The sequence below is a fragment of the Shewanella aestuarii genome (genome assembly GCF_011765625.1).
Taxonomy (GTDB): domain Bacteria; phylum Pseudomonadota; class Gammaproteobacteria; order Enterobacterales; family Shewanellaceae; genus Shewanella; species Shewanella aestuarii_A.
This window is the reverse complement of the sequence record NZ_CP050313.1, coordinates 3535846-3559704: the sequence shown is the minus strand read 5'-3', so window position 1 is coordinate 3559704 and position 23859 is coordinate 3535846. Positions and strand designations below refer to the sequence as shown.

General features: G+C 41.4%; 13 protein-coding genes and 4 pseudogenes. 11 read left to right on the top strand and 6 right to left on the bottom strand.

Annotated elements, in window-relative coordinates:
* Positions 1-33 precede the first annotated feature (33 nt).
* On the top strand, positions 34-870 hold the full coding sequence (locus HBH39_RS15500) for a MaoC family dehydratase (protein WP_167680114.1): 837 nt from the start codon (positions 34-36) through the stop codon (positions 868-870).
* 113 nt (positions 871-983) lie between these two features.
* Here the strand turns inward: HBH39_RS15500 and HBH39_RS15495 are convergent, their stop codons facing one another.
* Positions 984-2630, bottom strand: coding sequence for a mechanosensitive ion channel family protein (locus HBH39_RS15495; protein WP_167679570.1), 1647 nt, complete (start codon positions 2628-2630; stop codon positions 984-986).
* Between the two features lie 299 nt (positions 2631-2929).
* On the opposite strand from HBH39_RS15495, the gene HBH39_RS15490 reads away from it, so the two are divergent.
* The gene (locus tag HBH39_RS15490; protein WP_167679569.1) at positions 2930-3250 is read left to right on the top strand and encodes a hypothetical protein; all 321 of its coding nucleotides are present in this window, start codon (positions 2930-2932) and stop codon (positions 3248-3250) included.
* Here the strand turns inward: HBH39_RS15490 and HBH39_RS19990 are convergent.
* Positions 3247-3372 (bottom strand): hypothetical protein, encoded by a 126-nt coding sequence (locus tag HBH39_RS19990; RefSeq protein WP_280117334.1) that lies wholly within the window; start codon positions 3370-3372, stop codon positions 3247-3249. The genes HBH39_RS15490 and HBH39_RS19990 overlap by 4 nt on opposite strands.
* Positions 3373-3991: 619 nt before the next feature.
* On the opposite strand from HBH39_RS19990, the pseudogene HBH39_RS15485 reads away from it, so the two are divergent.
* From HBH39_RS15485 to rraB, 5 genes and pseudogenes are all read left to right on the top strand, one after another.
* Positions 3992-5220: pseudogene (locus HBH39_RS15485) on the top strand (hypothetical protein).
* Positions 5204-6111: pseudogene (locus tag HBH39_RS15480) on the top strand (metal ABC transporter solute-binding protein, Zn/Mn family). The pseudogenes HBH39_RS15485 and HBH39_RS15480 overlap by 17 nt, the downstream one beginning before the upstream one ends.
* 3 nt (positions 6112-6114) lie before the next feature.
* Positions 6115-6890 (top strand): annotated as a pseudogene (locus HBH39_RS15475) (metal ABC transporter permease).
* Between the two features lie 140 nt (positions 6891-7030).
* The gene (locus HBH39_RS15470; RefSeq protein WP_167679568.1) at positions 7031-7777 is read left to right on the top strand and encodes a 1-acylglycerol-3-phosphate O-acyltransferase; all 747 of its coding nucleotides are present in this window, start codon (positions 7031-7033) and stop codon (positions 7775-7777) included.
* A gap of 55 nt (positions 7778-7832) precedes the next feature.
* A complete protein-coding gene (gene rraB, locus HBH39_RS15465; RefSeq protein ID WP_167679567.1) occupies positions 7833-8237 on the top strand; it encodes a ribonuclease E inhibitor RraB in 405 nt (134 codons plus the stop codon).
* A gap of 82 nt (positions 8238-8319) precedes the next feature.
* Here the strand turns inward: rraB and HBH39_RS15460 are convergent, their stop codons facing one another.
* The gene (locus HBH39_RS15460) at positions 8320-9294 is read right to left on the bottom strand and encodes a sensor domain-containing diguanylate cyclase (RefSeq protein ID WP_167679566.1); all 975 of its coding nucleotides are present in this window, start codon (positions 9292-9294) and stop codon (positions 8320-8322) included.
* Positions 9295-9311: 17 nt separating this feature from the next.
* Positions 9312-10295, bottom strand: coding sequence for a response regulator (locus tag HBH39_RS15455; RefSeq protein ID WP_167679565.1), 984 nt, complete (start codon positions 10293-10295; stop codon positions 9312-9314).
* Positions 10296-10695: 400 nt separating this feature from the next.
* On the opposite strand from HBH39_RS15455, the gene HBH39_RS15450 reads away from it, so the two are divergent.
* The gene (locus HBH39_RS15450; RefSeq protein WP_167679564.1) at positions 10696-11502 is read left to right on the top strand and encodes a crotonase/enoyl-CoA hydratase family protein; all 807 of its coding nucleotides are present in this window, start codon (positions 10696-10698) and stop codon (positions 11500-11502) included.
* Between the two features lie 131 nt (positions 11503-11633).
* On the opposite strand, the gene HBH39_RS15445 is transcribed toward HBH39_RS15450, so the two are convergent.
* The gene (locus HBH39_RS15445) at positions 11634-12461 is read right to left on the bottom strand and encodes a DUF3530 family protein (protein ID WP_432280162.1); all 828 of its coding nucleotides are present in this window, start codon (positions 12459-12461) and stop codon (positions 11634-11636) included.
* A 148-nt stretch (positions 12462-12609) separates the two neighbouring features.
* Positions 12610-15512 (bottom strand): annotated as a pseudogene (gene rapA / locus HBH39_RS15440) (RNA polymerase-associated protein RapA).
* Positions 15513-15909: 397 nt separating this feature from the next.
* Between rapA and HBH39_RS15435 the strand changes: the two are divergent.
* The 3 genes from HBH39_RS15435 to HBH39_RS15425 all read left to right on the top strand — a co-directional run bounded on the left by HBH39_RS15435 (position 15910) and on the right by HBH39_RS15425 (position 23803).
* The gene (locus HBH39_RS15435) at positions 15910-17304 is read left to right on the top strand and encodes a PhoH family protein (RefSeq protein ID WP_167679562.1); all 1395 of its coding nucleotides are present in this window, start codon (positions 15910-15912) and stop codon (positions 17302-17304) included.
* 321 nt (positions 17305-17625) lie between these two features.
* The gene (locus HBH39_RS15430) at positions 17626-21333 is read left to right on the top strand and encodes a response regulator (RefSeq protein ID WP_167679561.1); all 3708 of its coding nucleotides are present in this window, start codon (positions 17626-17628) and stop codon (positions 21331-21333) included.
* A 70-nt stretch (positions 21334-21403) separates the two neighbouring features.
* Positions 21404-23803: a zinc-dependent metalloprotease gene (locus HBH39_RS15425; protein WP_167679560.1), complete on the top strand. Its 2400-nt coding sequence runs from the start codon at positions 21404-21406 to the stop codon at positions 23801-23803.
* Positions 23804-23859: the final 56 nt, after the last annotated feature.

The following is a 23859-nucleotide window of genomic DNA, read 5'->3' as shown; positions in this document are numbered from 1 at the left end:
TTGACTTTTGATTACCAAGCCGACTTAAAAGCGATGCCATCGCTTTTATCTTTATACCGAAAAATATTTTTCAGTCGCAAACCTGGGTGGGATCAAAAACCACTTCCTACCATTGCAGTGAATGCGAAAAATGTCACATTGCAAGCGGATAAAATTCGTCAGTATGCCAATGTGTGTGGCTTTGATTATGATGGTAATGTCATACCACCAACCTACTTATACGTGTTGGCATTTCGCTTACATGCGGTGATTTTTACCCATAAAGCAATCACTTTCCCATTGCTTGGTATGATCCACCTCAAAAACCGCATCAGCCTGTTTAGACCGACTAAAAGCGATGAAGTTTTTAATGTTCAATGCAATCTACTGAGTAGTACCACAACTGATGCCGGTCTTGAGTTTGAACTCGAGTCTAACATTTATGTGGGTGATGAACTGGTGTGGCAAGCGCAATCTACCTATTTGTATCGTATTGAATCGGGTAAGCGTCGACCTCGTCCACCACGTGCATCTGATATGGCATGGCAAGATGTGCAGCAATGGCGATTAACCGAAGATTTGGGCCGGAATTACGCAAAAGCATCAGGTGATTATAATTTAATTCATTTACATCCTTTGTTGTCAAAACGCTTTGGTTTTGAGCGTGTGTTAGCCCATGGTATGTGGTCTAAAGCTCGCTGTATGGCGCATTTAATGCAATTTGTTGGTGATAGACCGTTTAACATAGATGTTGAATTTAAGCTTCCGGTATTTATGCCTTCTGAAGTGACCTTTGCTTATGAACCACTTGAAAACGGTAAGCGTTTTGAGATGCGAGATGTTAAAGGTAAGCGTCCACATTTATACGGCACAATGACTTATTTAGATTAATGCTATCGCGATAATCATCTGGACATAAAAAACATCAGCCAATGCTGATGTTTTTTGTTCTAGCGTTGAAAATCATTATCTAGACTTCCATGTCCGAGTTCGATAATTGATAGTTATTTTTGATAAATATGCACATCGCGTTGCGGGAACGGGATGCTAATACCTTCGGCATCAAAGCGCATTTTCACTTCACGGGTGACATCCCAATACACATCCCAATAGTCGTTAGGGTTTACCCAAGGGCGAACAACAAAATCAACTGACGAATCGCCTAAGGTATGTAATTTTACAATGGGTTCAGGCTCACTTTGCACTTTAGGATGCTTAGCTACGATGTCTTTTAGAATGGTTTCAGCATGTTCAATATTGTCGCTATAGCTGATGCCAAATACCATATCGACTCGACGTTGATGCTCGGCAGTAATGTTGTTAATGGTGTCACCCCAAATTTTATTGTTTGGAATGATGAGTCTCTGGTTATCAAGTGTTTTTATGGTTGTCGAAACCAAGCTCATATGGCTTACTCGGCCAGTTACTCCAGCGGCATTAATTAAATCGCCAACATCATACGGCCGATAAACTAAAATCATCATCCCAGAGGCAAAGTTAGATAACGTATCTTGTAAAGCAAAACCAATAATCACACCAGCGATACCAAAGCCAGCCAATAATGGGCCGAGTTCAAATCCAAGTTGCGATAGCGCCACCAATAAGCCAATAGCAAAAACCGCTTTATGCGACAGCGATATAAAGAAGTCCTGTAACAATTTGCTAAAGTTAAGCTTAGAGGCGCTAACTGCTTTAGAAACTACTTGGGTTACGATTCGACCAATTAGGCTTGCTAAAAATAAGATCAAACAGAACACTATAACTTTAAAGGTAACGCTTGGGCCATTATCAAGAGCTTGATGCTTGGCAATGGTTAGCCATTCTTCTATTAGGTTAGAGGCAACATTAAAGTTGAGTACATCTTGGGTAATGTCACCAGAGACACTAAATAAGGTTTGTTTGATCTTTGCAGTATCCTTACCTAACGCATCAAGTAAATCTGCTGCTGTGGATAAACTGGTGCTGTTTTGATCCAGACGTTCTTTTAAATTAATAACTCGTGTTTTTTGCTCTGCTGAAATATCAGCTCCCGCTTGTGCCGCTTCATCAACAGCTTTTTTGAGTTCGGTTTGAGTGTAAGACACTAGGCTTTCAAATCGGTCAGCGCGTTGGATGACATTTTCTGTAAATCTTGTTTTAGCCTCTCCAACATCTAACGATAGTGATTCAGCCCAATTTAAGGTTTGTAATTCAGCTTTTAGGTAATGGTCTCTTTCAAATTCTCGACCAGAAATTTTTAATAAAAGCGTATCATCAAGGCTAGTGCCATCAAGCTGATTTCGAAGTGTAGTAATATCTTTATCTAAGTAAATACTGACGTTTTGCAGAAAATCTAATTGCTGATTAATTAAAGGAATCAAAAAAGCACGATCAACTTGTGGGGCATTGGTAAGGTTGTTAATTAAGCTTCTTAATTCAAGGGTTTTATTTTTAATGCGATATTCGGTAATCGCCCTAATTTCTCCCTTAGTTTGTGGCAATATTTGAATATCGCTTTGAATTAAGGTTTGCAGTTTGGCAATTTGTTGCTGGGTATCAGTATCAACGCGGTAGGTTGTTACCTCTTCGACTGCTGCGGTATCTGCCCATGATGTCATTGAGGGGAAAACGCTTAAGCTGAGAAGCCCAATTAGCGCTAAATGTCTTAGCATAATGTCAATCCTGTGAAAGTTAGCAAAAAAATTTACATAATTGTAGTTCAAACAGGCTTATAGAAGAACGAGTTATATGAGTTTTAGCAGTTATATTTAAATTTTTATTTTGAACTGGCCGATATTACCAATCTAGTTGCTATAATCTCGCCCAACGTTTGTGGTAGCAATGATAAATCAATTCACCACCAACATCTTTCACATTAATTAGGGCTCGAACAAGATTGATCCGCGAAAGATCAGCCCGCCAAGACAAGCAGTATTAGCTGCTTTTAAAGTCATAATCTCGAGGATTTTTCATGCAACTTCAGTGTGCTTTATGCCATAAGAATTTTTCCATTACTCATGTGGTTCACAATCGAGGTAAAGGTCTGTCGGCTCAAATTCAATGTCCGCACTGTAATGCTTGGCTTGGAAGAAATAGATTATTGACTACAGGTAAAATTGTTGGATTTTATACTGCAGTTGGTGCCGGAATAGCAGGATATATGATGGGTGATGTAAATCATATTGTTACCCCAATCATTATTTTGTCACTTATATTAGTTGGGGTAACACATATTATGGATCACTTGTTATTGATCGAGGCACCTGAAAAAAATGATGCGACTAATGACTAGTCAATAACTTGAACTTGGCCTTCTAAAGACGCTTCTACCCAGTAAATACCACCAAGAACGACGATGCCAATAATGGCCATGGTGATGATAAGGCCAAAGTTTTCACGTAAGAATTTTGTCATGATGAGTTCCTATGTTTTGCAACAAAATAATGAATGTTCATAGTAAAGAGGGCAGCTTAAGTTTATCTTAATTTATCTTGTGCTATGTTCTAACTGGCTATGACAGCACATTATGATTAGATAAAGTGATTTGTAACAATCTAAAGGTTGCAATTATATTATGCTCTCTTAAAATTACTTTCCGATTTAACAATGATTTTGAAGGAACTGTTTGTGAGATTTAACGCAAAGTTTAAGCAAAATATCGCAATTTGGCTAAGTGCCATTTTGTTGGTGTTGGCTTTTGTTGCGTCAAAGCACAGCGTTGAAGATCACGATCATGGTGTTAATAATCACCACTGTACCTTGTGTTTTCATAAGTACCAGCTCAACAAAGTTGTTCATTCAAGTTCCTTTGAGCTTGAGGTTCAAAAACAACATTTCCATATTGTTATAGTCCTATTCCTATCCGTTTTAACGACTACTACCACTCAGTACCATAGCCGCGCGCCTCCTGTTTATTCATAAATCCATAATATCAAAATTTTAAAAATATATTTTTCACATGGTTAATTGACTATGTGAGTGTGAATTTATGGCTTTAACGTAACCAATTACGTTGGGGCGATTGGGAGATCGTATGTCTGTTTTAAAAACACCTTTATCATTAGTTTCTGTTGGCTGTGCAATGGTTTCAGCTTCTGTATTCGCTCAAGATTCAAGTTTAACTAATCCAAATATTAGTGCAGTGCTTGATGGTTATTATCAAAACGGTGATAGAGGCCTAGGTGGTCGCAGTGAAGGTTTTGGACTTGGGGAAACTGAGTTAGCTATTAGTGCTAATATTGATGATATGTTTTATGGCAAAATGACCGCTATTTTTGCTGTTCATGATGATGAAACAGAGCTCGAGTTAGAAGAGGCCTTTATTCAAACAATGGGAATGGGTGCAGGTTTTGATGTTCGTGCGGGTCGTTTTTTATCTGATGTAGGTTACTTGAACAACCAACACCCACATTCGGATGCCTTTGTTGATCGTCCAGGTGCTTACCGTGCCTTTATGGGGGCCATTACTTTGATGATGGTGTTCGCTTAACCTATGTTGCACCAACAGAATTATTTTGGACCATGGGCGTAGAGGTATTTAAAGGGAAGAAGATGCGCGCTGCTGAGGTGAGTGAAGAGCATGATGAACATAGTTTAGAAGAAGAGCATGCTGAGCGTGATTACAAAACAATTGGTGTCTATTCGGCCTTTACCAAGTTAGGTGGTGATATTGGTGCATCTAGCTCTTGGCAAGTAGGTTTAAGTTATTTACGTAACGAGAATGGGATGGGCTTCATTGAAGAAGAGCATGATGACCTACATACTGAAGCAGAGGAAGAACACCGCGGTCATAGCCATAATGCCGTTTTCACCGGTGAAAATACCTATATTGCTGACTTTGTATACAAGTGGGCTCCAGATGGTAATTACAAATATCAACATTTAACATTAAGTGGTGAATATTTCCGTGTTACTGATATTTTCTCATTTGAAGAACACGACCACGATATTTTGAGCACTGAAAAGAGTGATGATTATCATGAAGGTTGGTATGTCAGTGGTGTTTATCAATTTACACCTCATTGGTCTGCCGGCATACGTTATGGCGAAGTTGATACTTATGAAGCTCATGATGGTCACTTAGATAAACAAAACCTCAAAGAAACTGAATTGAGTCTTGCGTGGCATCACAGTCATTTCTCTACTGTTCGTTTACAGTATACTAACCAGAAAGGAACTAACTTTGATGGTTTCGAAGATGACAACATCATCACTCTACAATATGTAATGGCATTAGGAGCTCACGGTGCGCATCAATTCTAAACTGATAAAGGCAGCCGCAGGATTTGCAGTATTAGTTTGCTCAACTGCGGCCCATGCCGAGTTAAACGTGTTTGCCTGTGAGCCAGAGTATGCCTCATTAGTCAAAACATTAGCACCAGATGCTGATGTTTATTCAGCAACAACAGCAATGCAAGATCCGCATCAAGTGCAAGCTCGCCCAAGTTTGATTGCTAAAATGCGTCAAGCCGATTTGGTGGTTTGTGCAGGTGCTGATTTAGAGATTGGTTGGCTGCCAATGCTGCAAATGAAAGCATCAAATAGCAAGGTTCGTTCAACAGATGAAGGACTATTTTATGCTGCTGAACATACTGAAACTTTAGATCAACTTGACAATGTTGATAGGTCAATGGGGATGTACACAGCAAAGGTAATCCCCATTTACATTTTGACCCAATAAAAATGCTTGAGGTTGCCAAAGGTCTATCGGAAAAATTAATCCAATTAGACCCGCAAAATAAAAACCAGTATGAAATGGCTTTCACTGATTTTAGCGAGCAGTGGCAAGCTAAAATACCTCAATGGCAAGCGCTAGCTAAACCATTAAAAGGCAAAAAGGTGATTGGCTACCATTCCAGTTTTCGTTACTTGTATAACTGGACAGGAATTGAACAAGTAGCTGATTTAGAACCAAAGCCGGGTTTAGCACCTACCAGCAGCCATTTAGCAACGCTATTGGCTCGAGCTGAAAAAGGTGATGTTATGGCAATTGTGGTGGCTTCTTATCATGACGAAAGAGGGGCGAAGTGGTTAGGCGAGCGTGCTGATTTACCCGTGCTAGTTTTACCAATGTCTGTTGGCGGTAACGAGCAGAGTACTGATTTGATCAGCCTCTATGATAGTGTGTTAGCACTATTAAATGAGGCTAATTAACTTATGTTTAATGGCGAGCTCGTCTCCATTCTAATTCCCGCTTTTGTGGCGGGTTTATTAGTGTTATCTACCCATGTGGTACTAGGGCAACAAGTGTTAAAGCGTGGCATTATCTTTATTGATTTAGCCATTGCTCAAGTCGCGGCCTTAGGGCTATTGTGTCGCATATTGATCATGATATCGAGCAGTTGCCGTTTTCACACGTCTGGATGCCAGCGTTATTTGCGTTATTGGGTGCTGGCATTATTGCTTGGCTGGCACGCAAATTTGAAGATGAGCTTGAAGCCTTTATTGGTTGTTTTTATGTGTTAAGCGCTGTGGGGGCAATGTTGCTTTTAGCCAATGACCCTCATGGTGCTGAGTTATTAAAGCAGTTGATGTCAGGGCAAATATTGTGGGTTAGTTGGTCGCAACTGGTATTGCCTGCGATAGTTTCAGCACTAATTCTGGCGGCTATTACGCTTAAACCAAGGCTGCTTGATGGTGCGGGTTTTTACTTTATTTTTGCGATTGTGATTACCTTGTCAGTCGAACTTGTCGGGGTTTATTTGGTATTTAGTACCCTTATTTTACCCGCTTTAGCGCTAAATAAGTACTTGGGTAAAGCCAAACTGGTTTTAGCATATACTGTGGGTATTATTGGTTATGTCAGTGGCTTATGGTTGTCTGCTAGTTATGATTTACCTAGTGGTGCAGCCATTGTTGCCACATTAGCGGTGAGCGGTTTGTTATTTAGAGCTGTTATCGCTAAGTCAAATCAATCAGTCGAGTCATCCTAGCTTTCATCAGATTTAACTTTGTGGCGTAGTGGAAATAAACTTATCACTACGCCTTTTCAGCGTACACTTGTATGCAAAATTTATTGAGTCAGCTTACAGCGATCGTTATACTGTCGGCAATTCATCTGCAGGAGTATGTTGTGCTGCTAATTGTCCGTTCGTTAATTCTTGCCATAATGTTGTTGCTAGCTTTTGTTTTTGCAATATTTTTATGCATTCTTCGTCCTATGCACCGTGATAACGTGCATGTGTTAGCTAAAGTATTTGCTTCAGTGTCACCTATTTTGGGCATTAAAGTGATCACCCGTCATGTACAACCTGATGTGGTTAAGCAGCAAAATATCTATTTAGGCAATCATCAAAATAATTTCGATTTATTCACACAAACCTCAGCTGTACCCAAAGCGACTGTGAGTTTAGGTAAAAAAAGTTTGGCTTGGATGCCACTATTTGGCCAAATTTATTGGTTATCGGGCAATATATTAATTGACCGTAAAAATCGCTCTAGTGCTTTTGATACCATGGCTAAAACCGTTAAAAAAATGCAGCAAAAGTTGCTATCAGTGTGGATTTTTCCTGAAGGAACTCGTTCTCGCGGTCGCGGTTTATTACCGTTTAAAGTAGGGGCATTCCATACGGCTATTGCCGCACAAGTGCCTGTAGTACCTGTGTTGGCTACCTGCCAAAACCATATTAAATTAAATAAGTGGGACAATGGCGTGGTTATTGTTGAAATGATGGCTCCTATCGCTACTCAAGGCCTGGAAAAATCTGATGTGAAGGCATTTGCGGCAAAGGTGCATAATGTCATGTCTGCTCGTTTGGCTGAATTAAATCAAGAGGCCGCGCAATTAATGGTTAAACCTGTTGCGCAAGATAACGTATAATTGTCGGATTAATGAAAGATTACCTCTTTTCAATTTGAGTTTTACGGAGTTGTCCATGTCTATCGATCGTCAGTTAAAAGAGCAGTTTGCCGAAAATCGCGATATTGTAGAAGCCCTCGTTGCTGATGGTTCTGATCCTGATGCGGAATATACCATTGAGCATCACTTTTCTAGCACTAACTTTGATCGCTTAGAAAAAGCTGCAGTTGATGCTTTTAAGTTAGGCTTTGAAGTTAATGACGCAGAAGAGATGGAGCTTGAAGATGGTTCGGTTATTTTTTGTTTTGATGCGATTGCATACCACAAATTAGAAATAACTTTACTTGATAAGGCCTGTGAGCAGTTACTGGCTTTAGCTGTTAAGCAAAAAGTTGATTACGATGGTTGGGGTACTTACTTTGTTGGCGACGTTGATGAAGATGACGAAGAGTACGATGAAGATGATGCTCAAATGCATTAATTTTTGCGATTAGCTCATTAAAAAACCACTCAAACTTCTATAAAGCTGAGTGGTTTTTTATTGGGTTTAGTGTTTAGTTTGCCTACAGATCGGGCATTGAGGGGTTAAACAATACGCTTTGATTTCTACCACCTTCTTTAGCTTGATATAGGGCTTTATCTGCCCCTGATAACCAGCTCGAGCTGTTCTCCCCACTATTAGCAATATCATTTATCCCTAGACTCACCGTGACTTTAATGATGCGATTATCAAAAGTCACTTCAGACTCTTCAATTCGTTTGCGTAAACGCTCAGTAAAGCCTAGTGCATCAGCAGCATTGGTTTTAGCCAATACCACTGCAAACTCTTCACCGCCATAACGGCCTGCACAATCGGTTTCGCGTAAAGATTGTTTCAATAGGTGGGCAATATGTTGAATGACTTTGTCACCAGCTGGATGTCCGTATTTATCGTTTATTTGTTTAAAGTGATCGATATCTATCATCACCAAAGAAGCTTCATCATGATAGCGAGCATTACGCTCAAACTCGCGTTCCATACATTGTTGCCAATAGCGACGATTATGAAGCTGAGTCAATCCATCGGTTTGGCTAAGTTGTTCTAGTTGCTCGTTGACTGCTTTGAGTTGTAATTTGTTGATTGCAATATCGGAGACATCATAAATAATAATACTAATATGCGTAATTTGACCCGTTAATGATGCTAGTGGTAACAGAGTAATGTTTTGGTACATGTGATCTGCACGACCTGTGATTGGGCGATAATTTTTAAATTTAAATACGTACGGTCGTTGTTCCCAGCTGATAAAAGTACGGTTTTTTAATAAAAACACCGACTCCATTTTTTGTTTTAACCACTTTGCTGGTAGTTCTGGAAAACGCTCAAACAAGTTTTGGCCTTTAATGGAATTGGGCGATACTCCACTATGGTTTTCCATAAAACCATTCCACAATTGGATGTTATAACTGCTATCAAGAACAACTAAGCCAACTTCGATAGTTTGTACCATATCGATTAGCCAGTGGAGTTCATTCATCGCACTTTGATCATTTGACATATTAACGAAATCCAACCTTAGTCGAGAAGATAGCCGAGCTTGAAGTTTAGCGTCGGGATAGAGTCTTCGGTAAATAACAGCAATAAGTCGCATTGAATATTGTAATCTTCAATGCGGTAATTAATTTCCATAGCAAGGGTGCGGCGCCATTTGTCTGAGCTGGCATGTATTAAATCGTTTACCGTGCAATGACGACCAAGTACCACAGGATGACTTTGGCTGAACTTCATATCTAGTTGTTCAGAAATACCGCTAAGAAAGGCACCAATCAGAACATTACCGGTATCGATTAATACTTCGGTTTCATCTTCTGAGCTTAAATTCATCAGCTTTGCCATATCTTCAAAGCTGGCATCATGAAACAGTAACAGTGCTTCTCCGGCCACACCAGCTCCAATAAAGCCTTGGCATAATGCTGATATGGTTGATGATTCTTCTGTGGCTTTTAACGCCATAGTCAGTTCGCTAACTTCAAGTACGTTAACATTGGGGATAGGAAGAACCACAAATACATCAAGTAGTTTGGCAAGTAGGTCGGCAGCACGTCCCATGGCAACGTTAGCGATTTCTTGACAAGCGTCGCGTAAATCAACTTCCATCATCGGATGCATGTCGGCTGATGCACCTTGGGTTAAGGTTAAAATTCCGTATTCTTGTAAAATATGACTGATGGCATCTGCACTGACTGGTTTTTGAATAAAGTCTAATGCGCCTAACGCTTTAACGCGTTCATGTGCTTTAATTTGAATATCGCCAGACACAACAATAATTAATGCTGGTAAATCTTGTTGTTGAACAGTTTGAAGTACTTCATAACCATCCATAACGGGCATATTAAGGTCTAAAAAAACAATCTCACCCTTACCTGCACGAATAGCATCAAGACCTTCTGCCCCATTGGTTGCAAAAGTGACTTCGATATCCCAATCTTTTGGAAGTGTTCTCGCCATTTGTTTTCTGGCTAGAGCAGAGTCATCGCATATTAATACAGGAATGGTCATTTTACTGCGTGTCCTTTTGGCCCTGAATGATTCATTGTGCTGGGTTAAGCTAATGCACGGCTATCTGGGCTTTCATTATTATTATAAGACGTTGATCACTTATTTTTATTCTAGATTACCTTACTAATACATGTGACATTATCTGTTAAATTTATTCGTTTACAGATGATATATGGGGTATTTATGTGTCTTTCACTAGCTTGTAGATAAATATATCTTCACATTCAATGGTGTAAGGTATCTCTTGTCATTAGTTCTAATGTTTACCAACAGCCTATGACCCATCATGATGGTAGTCATAAATTTGACTTTATTCATAAGATTGACATGGTATAACTATTCGTTTGATACAACAAACATGTTACCATTAAAACTGGCCTGACCAGTAAGGGAATGTTTCATGACAACGGAATTAGTGACTTTAGAGATTAAACAACAGATTGCTTATGTTTGTCTTAACCGTCCTGATAAAATGAATGCACTTAACTTCGATATGTTTGTCGCTATCGATAAAATGATTAAAAAGATTGCCAAAAATAGGTCAATTAATGCGGTCATTGTTTATGGTGCTGAGGGTAATTTTAGTTCAGGACTGGATGTAAAAAGCTTGAGTAAACAGCCCTCAAAAGCAGTGTCTTTGTTATTTAAATTTCTGCCAGGTAATGCCAATTTAGCGCAACGGGTGTCTATAGGTTGGCAGCGTTTACCTGTTCCTGTCATTGCAGTTTTGCAGGGTTGCTGTTTTGGCGGTGGGGTACAAATTGCACTGGGTGCTGATATGCGTATTGCTGAGCCTAGTGCAAAGTTATCGATAATGGAGGCGAAGTGGGGCTTGGTGCCTGATATGGCTGGGCTTGCCAGTTTAAGGCAGCTAATGAGTAAAGATAAAGCATTGCAGTTAACCTATAGTGCGCAGATATTGACGGCTGAGCAAGCACTAAACTATGGTTTAGTGTCTGAGGTGTGTGATACTCCTATGGCCCGAGCTGAGCAATTGGCTGCGCAATTTTTACAAACATCACCCGATGCCATTGCTGCGATTAAACACAGCATTAACCGCAGTTGGTCTGCATCAATTCGGCAATTACTCAGTCGCGAGTCACTGAGTCAAGTTGCATTATTGGTCGGTAAAAATTGCAAGATAGCGGCAATAAGGCAAACGTCAAAACCTGATAAAGCATATATTGCACGGCAACGCTGGTGGTAATGCATGAAAGCAGCACAAGCTAAATAATGAGCTACGCATAATAACTGACTGCTTTGAGGTTATTTTTAGTGATAACGGTATTTTAATTTTAAGCTTTTATCTAGAGTGATGATTTACTTTGTCTAGCAGTGTTATCGACCGATAACACTTCTCGAAAACCCTTCAATTTTCTGCATTGCTTCTTGCCATCCTCCAGGATGGTTTAAATCTAAATCCAGATGATATTGGCGATAATATTTAATCGGTTTGACCTGATTGTATTGTTTACGAAGGGTTGCGTCTTTTAATGCTAAAGGGTGTCCATTGGTGGAAATAATATCTAAAATCGGTATCGACATAACCACAAGCTGTTCGGCAATAGGCTTACGCTGACTAGGCTCGTCGATAAGCTGCTCATATTCGCGATAGGGATTAATCAGAACCAGTAAATCGGGGATTGGGATTTTTTTCTCCGAGAGTAAATGGGTGATCATGCCAGCAGTGTCATCAAAGGCGATCAGCATTCGAGCGCCAGGAAATGCTTGTCCGAGCGGTGTTAGTTGATTGAAAGCTTCCGTTAAACTAGCTTGTTGGAAGTTTCTTAATTCAAGTAATTGTGCTGAATCATACTTAGGTATGGGCGAATTGGATTTTACCCTGAGCTGCGCTTCTCCTGATTTATTTATCTCTTGCGGATCAGTTGTAAAATTGGGTCGGTATAAGCCCTTTGGTGGCGGTAAACTAATGGTGGCCCAGCCCTTAGGGTTTAATTCGTACCGTAAAAAACCAGCCAGCCCCATGCTTTCTGCTTGGCTGTCAGAAGCACCAATGATCACGGCTGCCCCAAACTGATTTTTACCACTCCAAGGGCGAACGAGTACATCAGCCGTTTGACCATCAACAGTGATTTGTTTTATTTCTGATGATTCTATTGGGCTAAAAAGTGGCTTCGCTTGAGAATGAGATAACAAAGCTAACACGCCCACGAAACAAAGAGGCTTGAGCAATAAAAAAGGGGACAAGGTAACCTCAATTGGAATTTATCATGTCAACATAGCTTAATTCATTTAATAAAAAAGCACATACCTTTTGAGTATGTGCTTTTTAAAGCAGTGGTCAATTACCTAATTAAACGTGACTGACTAATACCATTCTGACAGCATCTAACTGCAACTGGCTGTGATTGATATAGTCATTCAGTTCAGTCATTTGATTACGAATATAATCGAGCTCAGTTTCACGGATGTTAGGGTTAACGGCTTTAAGTGCCTCAAGGCGGCTTAACTCGTTACCTAACTGTTGTGACATTTTATCTCGAGCGGCGGCCATTAACTTTTCTAATGCCGCTTGTGCGTGTGTATCACCATGGGCAAATAACGGATGCAATAACGGTTGAGATGCATTCACTAACTTACTGGCAATATGGCGGTTAACTGGGCTTAGCTGTTTATCAAAGCTTTGATAATCGACTTTATCAGCCATGTTATTGCCGTTTTTATCCAACAACACACGGATTGGTGTTGGTGGCATATAACGATATAGTTGCGTCGATTTCGGCGCAGAGGCATCAGCCATGTAGATAAGTTCTAAAAATAGCGTGCCAGCGGGTAAAGCTTTGTTTTTTAATACTGCAACACTAGTGGTACCCGTTTCTGAGCCTGTAATAAGGTCTAAACCCGTTTGCACTAATGGATGTTCTTCAGTGATAAAAGCAATGTCATCACGTGATAGTGCGGTATCGCGATCAAAGGTGACTGAAATACCGTCTTCATGAAGCCCTGGATAAGTAGGGAACATCATGTGTTCACTTGGACGTAAGATAATCGAGTTTTCGCCTCTATCTTCTTGGTCAACTCCAATAATGTCCCACAACCGAATAACACTGCCGACTAAGTCGGTGTTGTTATCTTTTTCCGCTAAACGTTGAATTAATGCATTGGCGCGCTCGCCGCCATGGGAGTTTATTTCAAGTAGTTTATCGCGCCCCTGTTCCATGGCTTGTTTTAACTGCTTGTATTGTTGCTGGGTATGATGTAGCAATTGGGTTAAGGCATCAGGGTCATCATTGCCAAGCATGCTAATGAGTTCATCGGCAAACTGGTTAAACAACACATGACCACTTGGGCAAGTTAATTCAAATGCGTTTAAGCCCTCATGATACCAACGCATCAAGCGCTCTTGCGCAGTATCTTGTAAATACGGCAAGTGAATTTGAATATCATTTTTTTGGCCTATACGGTCCAAGCGACCAATACGCTGCTCAAGTAAGTCTGGGTTGAGTGGCAAATCAAACAATACTAAATGGCTGGCAAATTGGAAGTTACGTCCTTCTGAGCCAATTTCTGAGCAGATCAGAGCCTGTGCTCCGCCTTCTTCTTGAGCAAAGTAAGCACCGGCTTTATCGCGTTCAATAATCGACATGCCTTCATGGAAGACGGTGGCTTGAATCCCTTCTCGGGTGCGTAAGGCTTCTTCAAGGCTTAAGGCGGTTTCAGCTAGGCTGGCAATAATCAGCACTTTTTTGCTGCGATGACTTTTTAAGAAGTCGATCAGCCAATCCACTCGAGGATCAAACTTCCACCACGAGCTGTCATTCTCAAAGGCTTGGTATAATTTTTCAGGGCTTAATGCTTGCATGGCTTTGGCTTGTGCTGTTTTCGCACCGCCCATCATGTCATTCACTCGCTGTGCGGTAACATATTGCTCAGGCAAGGTTTGTGGGTAAGCATTAAAGTGGCGTTGCGGGAACCCTTTTACTGAGGCTCGGCTGTTGCGGTATAACACACGGCCTGTACCGTGGCGATCTAACAACTCTTGTAGTAATTCGTCACGCGCGGCTTGCTGTTGCTCAGCATCTACATCTTTTGCTTGAATCAAGCGAATGCTTGGCTCAATGTCTTTCTCTGATAAAAGCTCAGTTAAGCTGTTAATCGCTGAGTTAGGTAAATGGGCATTAGAGGCTAAAGCCTCAGCAGCTAAGGCGACATCTTTATAGCTGTTTTCTTCCGCTAAGAAGGCGTCATAATCATAAAATCTATCAGGATCTAACAAGCGCAAACGGGCAAAATGGCTTTGGTGGCCCAATTGATCTGGTGTTGCCGTTAACAGTAAAACCCCAGGTACTACTTCACTCAATGCTTCAACAATTTGATAAGCGCGGCTTGGTGCTTCTTCTGACCACTCTAAGTGATGGGCTTCATCGACGACTAATAAATCCCAGTCGGCATCAATGGCTTGTTCTAAACGTTTCTTTTTACGTAGTAGTTCAAGTGAACAAATGATTAATTGCTCAGTATAAAAGGGGTTGTCGTTATCAGCGTAGGCTTCAACGCAGCGATCTTCATCAAAAACTGAGAAACGCAAATTAAAGCGACGGAGCATTTCAACTAACCATTGATGACGTAAAGTATCAGGCACAATAACTAAAATACGTTCAGCGCGACCTGTAAGTAACTGCTGATGAATAATTAAACCGGCTTCAATGGTTTTACCTAAACCTACTTCATCGGCTAATAATACCCTTGGTGCATAACGACGACCTACTTCATGGGCAATCCATTGTTGGTGAGCAATTAAGCCGACTCGGGGCCTTGCAAGCCTAAAAGATCTGAGGTAGCGAGTTTATGACGCAGCAATTGGCTTTGATAACGCACACCAAAACGGTCTAAACGGTCAATTTGCCCAGCAAACAGACGGTCTTGAGGCTTATTAAAACGAATATTATGACTGAGCAAGGTTTCACGCAGACTGACTTTTTCTTGGGTTTCAGTGTTGATCCCATGATAAGTAATCAGTTGGTTTTTCTCTTCTGTCTCTTCAACGGTTAAAGACCAACCTTCGCCGCTTTCAACTGTGTCGCCGGGGTTGAACATAACTCTTGTTAATGGAGCATCTTGACGGGAGAACATACGGTTCTCTCCGGTAGCCGGAAATAACAAGGTGACCATACGGCCTTCGACTTGCACAACTGTGCCTAATCCTAGTTCTGATTCGGTATCACTGATCCAGCGTTGACCTAAAGCAAACGGCATCTTTAATTCTCATGTTTGAAGCGGGAAACAAAAAGGGGGCGTATGGTAAACCAAAGCAGCCCAGATTTAAATTCTAGCAGTTAATTAATTTGTTAGCCGAAACACTGAATCATCATGTTTGAAGAATTGGTTACAACAAGCGATTACAACCTAAATTAGTGTTAATTGAGTAGAGTTTACTTTGTCATAAAAGAGTTGAATAAATCCTTATGACGGTTAGGTAAATGATTGAATTTTTGAAATCATGCTGCCATAGTTGAATTATTAGTTGAAAAAATGAAGCTGCCATAACAAAAGAGATAACAAGATTGTCTCAGTTTCATCAGTGGCTTGTATCTATTTTTATGAGGAATTTTATTGATAGCGATTTACATTTAATCAGCACCTTGGAGGCGCCATGGAACAAACCGACAGAAAGTTGTTTGTATTGGATACCAACGTGTTACTGCATGAACCTTTAGCGATATATTCGTTTAAAGAGCATGACGTAATCATTCCTATGACTGTGTTAGAAGAGCTAGATAGTATTAAGGATAGAAAGCGCGATGTCAGCCGAGATGCCCGAGTTGCTATAAGGGCATTGGAAGATATTTTAGGTGGTTCAACGACCCCTGAGCAAATTATAAAAGGCGTGCCACTACCGACCCGAGAAGGCCATTTAGAGGCTAGTGGTAGTTTATCCATATTCCCCGATCATCAAATCGATTTCACCATGGGCGCTTTGCCTGGCGATAATAACGATAACCGCATTATTAACACCGCGCTTCATCTGCAAAAGCAACATCATCCACGCACAGTGGTGTTAGTCACCAAAGACATTAATATGCGCTTAAAGGCCAAAGGTGCTGGTATTGAGCGGGTTGAAGACTATCGTACTGATCAATTAATTGATGATATTCGCTTTTTGGCCAAAGGTTTTTATGAGTTTGAAGGTGATTTTTGGCAAAAAGTCGACGATGTTTCAACCGCAAGACAAGGACGGAATACTGTGCACCAAGTGTCACTTGAGCATCTTGGAAAAGAGCCCTTTTACATCAATCAATATCTGATTGACCAAGAATCTGATTTTTGTGGTCGAGTCGCGGCCAAAACCGATACCTATATGGACATAATTGATCGCGGCCGAGAAAGATTAATGCACCACGAAGCGTGGGGCATTAAGCCGAAAAATATATATCAGGGAATGGCGCTTGATGCTTTGCTTGACCCAGATATTGAGCTGATTATTTTAACTGGACCAGCGGGATGCGGTAAAACCTTGCTAGCGATGGCATCGGCACTTGAATTAGTGGTAGAAAAAAAGCGTTATGACAAAATTATTGTCACCCGTAACACCCCTGAAATAGCCGAATCAATCGGCTTTTTACCCGGCACCGAAGAAGAGAAAATGGCACCTTGGCTGGCAGCCATAACCGATACACTCGAAGTGCTACATAAAAATGATGTTAACCCCAGTGGTAGTGTTAATTACATCATGGAAAAAGCCAATATTCAGTTTAAGTCGATAAACTTTATGCGTGGGCGATCGATTCAAAACGCGGTTGTACTGCTAGATGAATGTCAAAATTTAACCGCATCCCAAATTAAAACCATGATCACTCGAATGGGCGAGGGCACTAAGTTAATTTGCAGTGGTAACTTGGCGCAAATCGATTCGACCTACCTAACAGCAGTTACATCAGGGTTAACCTATATGGTGGAACGCTTTAAAGACTTTGAAGGCAGTGCTAACGTGTATTTAAATGGTGTAGTTCGTTCGCGTCTTGCTGAATTTGCTGAGGAGCATTTGTAATACTTGAGTTGTTCAACAAGTTTGAGTGCTGAGCACCTAGCGATGCAATTAATTAAGGCTACACTTGGTAGCCTTAATATTGGTTTTTTAGAAAATTCGATTTCAATCAATATTAACTTTGAAGTAAGGCTGGTGGTGCGCAAATCTGTTGTCTATGTAGTGTGAGTCGCAACTCTTACACGATAAACTCATTTATTCGTGTGAATAGCACTATCATCCTGATAATATGCCAAATGTCTTGATTATTGCGTGCGTAATAGCCTTACTTTTATATTGCGCCGATAGCTGTGTAATGCATTACACTGTCGCAAAGGTTTTAGAATGAATTCAACAGAGCAAGATTTACAATTAAAATCTCCCATTCAACGCAATTATAACCGTGCGGTTTTTTATACCTATATTGGCGTAATTGTGATGTCATTGATCACTGCTGCAATTTTTTATGAACGCCAAAAAGAAGTCCAAATCGAACAGCGTGAAGAGCAAGTTGCTCGTCACGTGCTACAAATCGATTTATTACTTGAGTCGAGCATTCGAGCTGTAAAAAGTTTACGTGATGTCGCGGTTGATCATCTGCGTTTAGGTGAATTGGTGCGAAAAGATCGCTTACCTCAGTATGAAAAATTCAATGCCGACGGACAGTTTTTTAGCCTTGAACCCAGTTATGTAAAAAGCGGTGAGCCCTTTACCAATATGGGCCGCATTACCGGTATGGGCTCATTAGATGGCCGCAGTGAGCAGTTTTATCAAGAGCTCGAAATGCTATTCGAGCTATCGTTATCTTTTCCTGTTGCCAAAGAGGCTGCCCCCAAAGCGTCATCCATCTACTATGTATCCAAGCGAAAAATGATGTCTTATTTCCCGTGGACTAATTCAGAACAGCGCTTTCGGGAAGAACAGTTAAATAAGCAACAATTTCAACTTGCCACCCCAAAATATAATCCTCAGCGTAATGCGTTTTGGAGCCCAGCTTACGTAGATGGCGCTGATCAAGGCTTGTTAACAACCCTAGGTTTACCGGTTTATTTAGAAGATGAATTTATTGGCACCATTAATTTAGACATGACCTTAGCTTCGTTAGCGAAGCAAATTCGTACCTACTTTAAAATGCCGGGAACCGTGATTTTGCTTGATCAGCAAAATAATATTCTGTCGCACAGTGATTTTGATTCCAGTGAAATGAATCGGGTTTACCACATCAGCCAGCGTATTCCAGCAGAGCTGCATTCGTTATCTGAGTCTGAGCTATTTGATGCCCACGAGGGGATTTTACGCAATAACCATTATATTCACTCGGTGGCTTTGCATAATGCACCATGGCGTTTGTTATATATTCAGCCAGAAGGGGCATTATTTAAAGACTCATGGGAAAAGCTCCAACTGACGTTCATTATGGTGGTTTTAGCCTTATCGGTTTTAGTGACTATAGTGCATTGGCAAACCCGCCGCGCATTCGTAAGCCCAGCTTCACGCTTATTAACCCATTTAGAGGCCTGTTCGCAATCGCCACTACCACCACCTAAAAAAATGAGTCAAGGCTGGGAACCTTGGTTTTTCTTGGTAAGCCGTATTTTTGAAGAAAACCAGCAGTATACTCGTAACCTTGCAGAGCAGAATAAGCGTCTAGATAACCTTGTTGCCAGTCGAACTCAGCGTTTAAGAGATACTACTGAACGTCGCGAACGCGAGTTTGCCTTATTACGCTCCCTGATTGACTCTATCCCTGAGGCGATTGTATTTAAAGATAAAGAAGGTAAATTTTTAGGCTGTAATAAATCGGCTGAGCGTATGCTTGGTGTGAATGAAAGTGACATCATAGGGTTAACCACTATCGATATTACGAATCCTGAACAAGGCCAACGTATTCTTAAAGAAGACAAGCAAGTTCTTAGAGATAGAAACTCGTTACGTTATAACGAACGTGCTGAAATTGCTGGTAAACCTGTGTTATTAGACGTGTTCAAGTTACCGTTTTATAACCGCCGCAATGAATTATTAGGCTTGATTTCTATTTGGCGTGACATTACCCGTGAAAATGAGTCCGCTGAGCAACTGCGCTTGTCTGAAGAGCGTTACCATATGGCAATGGATGCGGTAGAAGATGGCCTGTGGGATTGGTATATCGATTCAGAGCAAATTATTTGTAACCCAGCTTTCTATTCAATGCTTGGCTATGCTCCGAATGAGTTTCCGGCGTTATTGTCATCCATTGATGGCTTAACCCACCCCGACGACCGTGACCGAGTGCAAGAGTATCGCAGCCAGTATTTGCTAGACCCAACTGAAGCGTATGAGATTGAATTTCGAATGAAAGGCAAGTCGGGTGATTACCACTGGTTATTGTCACGTGGCCGTGCGGTTGAGTTTTCTGAGTCGGGACAAACTAAGCGTATGTTGGGGACTCACAAAGATATTACTCGTCAAAAGAGTAACGAAGTAGCCTTGTTAGAAGCCAAGCAAGATGCAGAATTGGCCAACATGTATAAAAGTGAGTTTTTGGCCAATATGAGTCATGAAATCCGCACTCCCATGAATGCCATTATTGGTATGTTACAGTTGGCGCAGCGGACTAACTTAACGCCGCAGCAAGAAGATTATCTCAATAAAGCGGGGTTCTCAGCGCAATCATTATTACGCATCATTAATGACATTCTTGATTTCTCAAAAATTGAAGCGGGTAAATTAGAGCTTGAACGAGTAGCGTTCCCGCTGGATAAAGTGCTTGACCATGTGCTGGATATGAACGCCATAAAAGCGCAAGAAAAAGGCGTTGAATTACTATTGTATGCGCCAGTGACAGCAGGGTTAATTTTAAATGGGGACCCACTGCGCTTAGGACAAATTTTAATTAACTTATTGTCTAACGCAGTTAAATTTACCCAGCAGGGTGAAATTGAATTGGGCTGTGAAGATGTTGGTGAGCGCGACCACCGTATAACCATGAAGTTTTGGGTGCGCGACACAGGTATTGGTATTAGTAAAGAACAACAAAGTAAGTTATTTGATGCCTTCGCTCAAGCTGATGGTTCTACAACCCGTAAGTATGGTGGTACAGGACTGGGCTTATCAATCAGTAAGCATTTAGTGTCTATGATGGGGGGCACAATGCAGGTTGAGTCTGAACCCAATCAAGGCAGTACCTTCAGTTTTACTATCAGTTTTGAAATAGCCGAAGAAAACGTAGTAGAGCCATTAGTGGTGCCAGAGCAGTTAAATAATTTGACCACATTAGTGGTCGATGATAACCCGAGCGCCCTCGAGATTTACTCGTCATTAATGAAAGACTTTAGCTTTGGGGTGCATAATGCTTCTAGCGGCCAACAAGCGCTAGATTGTTTAAGTAAACAGCCGGTTGATTTACTGCTGCTTGATTGGATGATGCCCAATATGGGCGGTGCAGAAGTATTGGCACAACTTGATGAAATGGTTGCCGATGGCCGCATTGCGAAACGCCCAGTGGTGATTATTATGACCGCCTATAGTGCAGACCCTCTCTCCGATGATTTAGCTGAGCGGAACATTCACGCCATACTGCAAAAGCCGTTTAAAGCATCCGCCTTATTTGATGAAATCATCAGTGCATTTGCCAAAGAACCTAAGTTAAATGTACAGGCGGTACCTAAGGAAGATGTACAAGAACAACAATCTGGTTTAGTGCTGCTGGTTGAAGATAACTTTATCAACCAACAAGTGGCATCAGAATTACTTAAAAGCGCGGGTTATGAAGTTGTCATGGCAGATAATGGAAAAATTGCGCTCGATTTGATTGACACTAAGCCGTTTGATGCAGTTCTGATGGATATTCAAATGCCAGTGATGGATGGGTTAACTGCGGCCGCAGAACTGCGTAAACGCTACACTGCAGAGCAAATGCCGATCATCGCGATGACAGCCCATGCCATGTCGGGTGATAGAGAGAAAAGTTTAGCCGCAGGAATGAACGCTCATATTACCAAACCTATTGTATTGAATGAGTTGTTTGATACTCTATCTTACTGGATAGCCTATAAAAACGACAATAAGACGTAATTTGATGTGAATAACTGGCCGATTGGCATGATGCATGGAATTGCGCAATAAAAAACTAAAGGAAATGATCATGACCCTTCGCCATCTTAGTGCAGCGTTAATGCTGGCAATGTCGCCAACATTAACGCTGTTGTCAGCTCCCTCAGTGCAAGCAGCAACGTCTTCTGACACCATTATCAAGCAAAGTCAGGCCGCAAAGGGCTTTCTGAATCTTTACTTTGACCAGAAACAAGGTCAACTGTACCTTCAAGCTGATAAGCTTAATCAACCATTTTTGATGTTAACCAGCTTACCGCATGGGGTGGGTTCAAACGATATTGGCTTAGACCGAGGCCAGTTAGGCCGTACTCGAATGGTACAATTTGAGCAACATGGCCCGTATATCATCCTTAAGCAATTAAATACCTATTTTAGAGCTACAAGCGACAATGTTGCCGAACAGCAATCCGTTAAACAAGCCTTTGCGGAATCAATTTTGTGGCGTGGTAAGTTGGTTGAAGGCAAAAAGGCGCTAGTGGCAATTACCGATCTAGTGATCAATGATTTACATGGTGTCACGGATGTATTGGCCGCCACCAATCAAGGCAGCTATTCCCTTGATAGCCAGCGTTCGGTAATTTTGCCTGAGCAAGTAAAGTCATTTGAAAAAAATGCTGATGTGGATGTTAACTTAACCTTTAAAGCCCAAGTGCCTGGTCAACAAGTTGCTGAAGTGACACCTGATGGTAAATTGATGTCAGTCACTATGCGTTATTCATTTATTCAATTGCCCGATGAGGGTTATCAAGTTCGCGATTACCATCCAATGAGTGGTTATTTATCTGATGAGTATGTCGACTTTTCAACAGACATAGATAAGCCAATGGTAAAGCGTCATTTGCTGCGCCATCGTCTAGAAAAGCTGACCCCAGGTGATGCGCCCAGCGAAGTTGTAAAACCTATTATCTATTATTTAGACCCTGGTGTGCCTGAGCCGGTCAGAACTGCTTTATTAGAAGGCGGTCGCTGGTGGGAGCAAGCATTTGAAGCGGCTGGTTTTATCAATGGCTTTAAAGTCGAAATGCTACCCGAAGGCGCTGATCCACAAGATGTTCGTTATAACATGATCCAATGGGTACATAGGGCAACACGTGGTTGGTCTTATGGTTCGGCAATTACCGATCCGCGCACCGGCGAAATTATTAAAGGCCATGTCACTTTGGGCAGTAAACGCGTAAGGCAAGATCATTTAATTGCCCGTGGTTTAACCGCAAGTTGGCCAGAAAGAGAAGCCGCGGAGCAAGCATCAATGGCGTTGTCTTTGGCGCGAATTAGACAGCTTTCAGCTCATGAGATAGGTCATACCTTGGGGCTTGACCATAACTTTGCTGCGTCAAGTCAGGATAATGCCTCTGTGATGGATTATCCTCACCCTTATGCTTATTTAGCCAATGACCATATTAATATCGATAAGCCTTATTCTGAGGGAATAGGCATTTGGGATAAGTATACGATTAGCTTTGGTTATGGTTCAGCGTCACAACAACAAGCACTTTTGAATCAAGCATTAATTGAAGGCTATCGGTATATTGGCGAGTCTGACTCGCGTGGGCAAGGTGCCAGCCATGTCTATGCGAGTTTATGGGATAACGGCAGTGATGCTGTGCTAGAGCTTGCGCGCTTAGAAACTGTACGACGTCATGCCATTGACAACTTTAACGGGGATGCGTTACTGCAAGGCGAGCCAAAAGGCGAGTTGGCGGATGTGTTTGTGCCAATCTACTTGTTAACTCGTTATCAAATTGAGGCTGCAGCCAAATGGATTGGTGGTACTGAATATAGCTATCAGCAGTTAGGCTCTGGCGTCCGTTGGCATTTTGCTGCCCCGTCAAAGCAACAAGAAGCATTGACTGTGTTAATTAATAGCTTGTCGGCTGACAGCTTACTTGTACCTGATGATGTACTGCAATCTTTGGTTCCCAAAGCCGGTAATTATTATAAAACCCGTGAAAGCTTTAACGGTAATATTGGCGTGGTAACTGATCCATTAGGCATGGCTGAGGTACTGAGTCGCCATATTGTGCAGCAAATATTGGCACCACAAAGATTAAATCGCGTGTTTCAAGCTTATATGGAAGATGCTGAACAATTATCTGTGGTTAGTTTGTTAGATAAATTGATTGCTGCAACCTTATATCAAGATTTGTCACGAGGAAAAGCCTTAGGCATTAATATGCGTGTTAATGCTGTGGTGGTGGATGAACTTTTGGCAACTTATCACCACCAAGATACCAGTGGCGAAGTTAAAGCTCAGTTATTGGCTAAGCTAGACTTTACCATTAAGCAACTAAAACGCCGCTCGACACGTGCCACAGAATATCAAGCTGCGCATTATGATTGGCTCTATCAAGGTATTGAGAAAAGTTTGCAAGATCCTGAGTTTAAATTAATTGCTCAGCCTCTTAAAATGCCTCCTGGTTCACCTATTTAAGGGTAAATTAGGTGGAAATGATTCAATGGAGCAAGCCGGTCACAGGGTTTGCTCCA

What these genes read in the sequence shown, in the direction of transcription:
- HBH39_RS15435 (WP_167679562.1), top strand. Translation starts at nt 15,910, where the DNA reads ATGGAACAAACCGACAGAAAGTTGTTTGTATTGGATACCAACGTGTTA.
- HBH39_RS15460 (WP_167679566.1), bottom strand. Translation starts at nt 9,294, where the DNA reads ATGTCAAATGATCAAAGTGCGATGAATGAACTCCACTGGCTAATCGAT.
- HBH39_RS15495 (WP_167679570.1), bottom strand. Translation starts at nt 2,630, where the DNA reads ATGCTAAGACATTTAGCGCTAATTGGGCTTCTCAGCTTAAGCGTTTTC.
- HBH39_RS15450 (WP_167679564.1), top strand. Translation starts at nt 10,696, where the DNA reads ATGACAACGGAATTAGTGACTTTAGAGATTAAACAACAGATTGCTTAT.
- HBH39_RS19990 (WP_280117334.1), bottom strand. Translation starts at nt 3,372, where the DNA reads ATGACAAAATTCTTACGTGAAAACTTTGGCCTTATCATCACCATGGCC.
- HBH39_RS15425 (WP_167679560.1), top strand. Translation starts at nt 21,404, where the DNA reads ATGACCCTTCGCCATCTTAGTGCAGCGTTAATGCTGGCAATGTCGCCA.
- HBH39_RS15500 (WP_167680114.1), top strand. Translation starts at nt 34, where the DNA reads ATGCCATCGCTTTTATCTTTATACCGAAAAATATTTTTCAGTCGCAAA.
- HBH39_RS15455 (WP_167679565.1), bottom strand. Translation starts at nt 10,295, where the DNA reads ATGACCATTCCTGTATTAATATGCGATGACTCTGCTCTAGCCAGAAAA.
- HBH39_RS15430 (WP_167679561.1), top strand. Translation starts at nt 17,626, where the DNA reads ATGAATTCAACAGAGCAAGATTTACAATTAAAATCTCCCATTCAACGC.
- rraB (WP_167679567.1), top strand. Translation starts at nt 7,833, where the DNA reads ATGTCTATCGATCGTCAGTTAAAAGAGCAGTTTGCCGAAAATCGCGAT.
- HBH39_RS15490 (WP_167679569.1), top strand. Translation starts at nt 2,930, where the DNA reads ATGCAACTTCAGTGTGCTTTATGCCATAAGAATTTTTCCATTACTCAT.